The organism is Caballeronia sp. ATUFL_F1_KS39, assembly GCF_023630985.1.
GTDB lineage: Bacteria > Pseudomonadota > Gammaproteobacteria > Burkholderiales > Burkholderiaceae > Caballeronia > Caballeronia zhejiangensis.
In genome coordinates this window covers 1-3,760 of sequence record NZ_JALQDZ010000009.1, presented here as the reverse complement: position 1 = coordinate 3,760, position 3,760 = coordinate 1, and the positions used below count along the sequence as shown (strand labels likewise).

5 protein-coding genes are annotated in these 3,760 nt (G+C 63.0%); all 5 read left to right on the top strand.

All coding sequences use genetic code 11. The features are described from left to right. Nucleotide 1: 1 nt before the first annotated feature. The 5 genes from paaA to paaE are packed head-to-tail and all read left to right on the top strand — an operon-like array spanning nt 2 to nt 3,749. Nucleotides 2-1,006 (top strand): 1,2-phenylacetyl-CoA epoxidase subunit PaaA, encoded by a 1,005-nt coding sequence (paaA, locus tag NCR93_RS07395; protein ID WP_239295562.1) that lies wholly within the window; start codon nt 2-4, stop codon nt 1,004-1,006. 17 nt (nt 1,007-1,023) lie between these two features. Continuing rightward, on the top strand, nt 1,024-1,308 hold the full coding sequence (gene paaB / locus NCR93_RS07390) for a 1,2-phenylacetyl-CoA epoxidase subunit PaaB (RefSeq protein ID WP_008349546.1): 285 nt from the start codon (nt 1,024-1,026) through the stop codon (nt 1,306-1,308). A gap of 11 nt (nt 1,309-1,319) precedes the next feature. Beyond that, nucleotides 1,320-2,120 carry a 1,2-phenylacetyl-CoA epoxidase subunit PaaC gene (gene paaC, locus NCR93_RS07385; protein ID WP_008349547.1) on the top strand — a complete coding sequence of 267 codons (801 nt, stop codon included), beginning with the start codon at nt 1,320-1,322 and terminating at the stop codon, nt 2,118-2,120. Continuing rightward, a complete protein-coding gene (paaD, locus tag NCR93_RS07380) occupies nt 2,120-2,632 on the top strand; it encodes a 1,2-phenylacetyl-CoA epoxidase subunit PaaD (protein ID WP_175983145.1) in 513 nt (170 codons plus the stop codon). Before paaC ends, paaD begins: the two co-directional genes overlap by 1 nt. Nucleotides 2,633-2,660: 28 nt before the next feature. Continuing rightward, nucleotides 2,661-3,749, top strand: coding sequence for a 1,2-phenylacetyl-CoA epoxidase subunit PaaE (paaE, locus tag NCR93_RS07375; protein WP_008352720.1), 1,089 nt, complete (start codon nt 2,661-2,663; stop codon nt 3,747-3,749). Nucleotides 3,750-3,760 lie beyond the last annotated feature (11 nt).

Genomic DNA, 3,760 nt, shown 5'->3' with positions numbered 1-3,760 from the left:
CATGTACACGCAATCCCTCGACCTCCCCAGCGCGACGTCCGCAGCCGAAAGCCACGAAGCCGCAGCCTCCGCCGCCCAAACCCGCTTCGACGCGGTGATGCAGGCCGACGGCAAGATCGAGCCGCAGGACTGGATGCCCGAGGCGTATCGCAAGACGCTGGTGCGTCAGATCTCGCAGCACGCGCATTCGGAGATCATCGGGATGCAGCCCGAGGGCAACTGGATCAGCCGCGCGCCGAGCCTCAAACGCAAGGCGATTCTGCTCGCGAAGGTGCAGGACGAAGGCGGCCACGGCCTGTACCTCTACAGCGCGGCCGAAACACTGGGCGTCTCGCGCGATCAACTGGTCGCCGCGCTGCACGCAGGCAAGGCGAAATATTCGAGCATCTTCAACTATCCGACACCCACGTGGGCCGATGTCGGCGTGATCGGCTGGCTCGTCGATGGCGCCGCGATCATGAACCAGATTCCGCTGTGCCGCTGCACCTACGGGCCGTATGCCCGCGCGATGATCCGCATCTGCAAGGAGGAGTCGTTCCACCAACGCCAGGGCTTCGACGCGCTGCTCGCGATGATGAAAGGCACGCAAGCGCAGAAGGACCTCGTGCAGCAGGCGGTGAACCGCTGGTGGTGGCCGGTGCTGATGATGTTCGGCCCGAGCGACAAGGATTCGATCCACAGCGGCCAGTCGTTCGCGTGGGGCATCAAGCGCATCTCGAACGATGACCTGCGTCAGAAGTTCGTCGATGCGACCGTCGAGCAGGCGAAGATCCTCGGCGTCACATTGCCCGATCCCGACTTGAAGTGGAACGAAGCGCGGCAAGCGCACGACTACGGCGCGATCGACTGGGACGAGTTCTGGCGCGTGGTCAACGGCGACGGTCCGTGCAACAAGGAGCGCCTCGCCACGCGCGTGAAGGCGCACGATGACGGCGCGTGGGTTCGCGAAGCCGCACTGGCGTATGCCGAGAAGCAAAAAGCCCGCGCCCACCAACAAGCTGCATGAGCATGGAGACGATGAAGATGAACAAGGAATGGCCGATCTGGGAAGTGTTCGTGCGCAGCAAGCAGGGACTGGATCACAAGCATTGCGGCAGCCTGCACGCACCGGACGCGGGCGCGGCGTTGCGCATGGCGCGCGACGTGTACACGCGTCGTCAGGAAGGCGTGAGCATCTGGGTGGTGCCCTCGGCGGCGATCACGGCATCGGACCCGGCAGACAAGGCCGAGTTGTTCGAGCCCGCGGGCGACAAGATCTATCGGCATCCGACGTTCTTCGTGCTGCCCGACGAAATCAATCACATGTAAGGGCGCGCGACATGAGCCAGAAAGAACATCTCGCCTACGTGCTGCGTCTTGCCGACAACGCGCTGATTCTCGGACAGCGCAACGCGGAGTGGTGCAGTCACGGCCCGGCACTGGAAGAGGATATTGCGCTGGCGAACATCAGTCTGGATCTGATCGGTCAGGCGCGTTTGCTCTACACGCATGCTGCTTCGCTCGAAGCATCGCTCAACGGCAACAAAAAGACCGAAGACGATTACGCGTACTTCCGCACCGAGCGCGAGTTCGCCAACTACACGATCGCGGAGTTGCCGCACTTCGGCCCGCTCGCGGGCACGACGCGCACGGAGCGCGATTACGCGGTGACGATCGTGCGCAACTTCCTGTACTCGGCGTTGATGATGGAAGTGTGGAGCGCATTGCAATCATCGAACGATGCGCAACTCGCGGCGATCGCGGCGAAGTCGATCAAGGAGACGAGCTATCACCTGCATCACGCGCGCGACTGGCTGGTGCGTTTCGGCGATGGCACTGCGGAGTCGCATCGGCGTGCGCAGGCTGCGCTCGATTATCTGATGCCGTACACGCGCGAGTTCTTCGCGACCGATGCAATCGAACAGGCCGTCGCCGATGCGGGCATCGCGCCGCTGGCGAGCGAGTTCGAAGCGGCGTGGCGCGAGCAGGTTGCATCGGCGCTCGATGAAGCGACGCTCAAAGTGCCCGTAGAAGTGCAGCACGTCACGACGGGCAAGCAAGGCGAGCACTCGGAGCACATGGGTTATCTGCTGGCGGAGATGCAGAGCCTGGCGCGTCAGCATCCGGGCGCGAGCTGGTAATGCTGGCCATGCAAACCACGATCGAACGCGCGTGGCACGTGCTCGAGTCGGTGCCCGATCCGGAGATTCCGGTGGTATCGATTCGCGAGCTGGGCATCTTGCGCGATGTGCGTCACGGCGACGATGGCGTGCTCGAAGTGGTGATCACGCCGACGTACTCGGGCTGTCCTGCGATGTCGCAGATTGCTGAGGACATCGCGAAAGCGATCGCTGATGCGCAACTCGGCGCGCATCGCATCGAGACGGTGCTGGCGCCTGCGTGGACGACCGACTGGATCACCGATGACGCGCGCGAGAAGCTGCGCCGCTACGGCATCGCGCCGCCGACGGGCGCATGCGTTAGCACGGAAAATCCGATCCGCTTCGTGGCGCGCAAGCCCGCGACGATCGCGTGCCCGCGCTGCGGCTCGACGCACACGGAGAAGCTGGCGCAATTCGGCTCGACGGCGTGCAAGGCGTTGTATCGATGCATCGATTGCCGCGAGCCGTTCGATTACTTCAAGCCGTACTGAACCTCACTGACAAGCGAGCCGAGAAAACATGGCGACTCCGCAATTTCATCCGCTGCGCATTCGCGACGTGCGCCCCGAAACCGCCGATGCGCTCACTGTTTCATTCGATGTGCCGCCCGCATTGCGCGATGCGTTTCGCTTCACGCAGGGCCAGTTCGTGACGCTCAAGACGCATATCGATGGCGAGGAGACGCGCCGCTCGTATTCGATCTGCGTGGGCGTGACCGACTACGATCGCGATGGCGAATTGCGCATCGGCATCAAGCGCGTGCGCGGCGGGCGCTTCTCGAACTTCGCGTTCGAGACCTTGAAGCCGGGCCATGAGATCGAGGTGATGACGCCCGACGGACGCTTCTTCACGCATCTGAACGCGGATCACGCGAAGCATTACGTGGCGTTCTCGGGCGGCTCGGGCATCACGCCGGTGCTGGCGATCATCAAGACGACGCTGGACATGGAGCCGACGAGCCGCTTCACGCTGGTGTACGGCAATCGCAGTGTCGACGCGATCATGTTCGCCGAGGAACTCGAGGATCTGAAGAACCGGTATATGGACCGGTTCTCGCTGTATCACGTGCTGTCCGATGATTTGCAGGATGTCGAGTTGTTCAACGGCGTGCTGGATCAAGAGAAGTGCAAGGCGTTTCTTTCGACGCTGCTCTCGCCTGAAGAGATCGACGAAGCGTTCATCTGCGGCCCCGGCCCGATGATGGATGCCGCTGAAGCCGCACTGAAAGAAGCGGGCGTGCCGCCGAAGCAGATTCATGTGGAGCGCTTCGGCACGCCGTTGCCGCAGGCGGGTGCGCCGACGATCGAGATTACGGAGAGCACGCCGGCGGCGGATCTGGAACTGGTCATCGACGGCAAGAAGCGCAAGCTGCGTCTGCCTTATGAAGGCGTGAGCGTGCTCGATGTCGGTCTGAAGGCAGGGCTCGCGTTGCCGTACGCGTGCAAGGGCGGGGTGTGCTGCACGTGCCGCGCGAAAGTGCTCGAAGGCGAAGTGAAGATGGACAAGAACTACACGCTCGAACAACATGAGATCGATGAGGGTTTCGTGCTGACCTGCCAGTGCCATCCGGTGAGCGAGCGCGTGGTTGTGAGCTTCGACGAGCGGTAAGCGACGTCCCG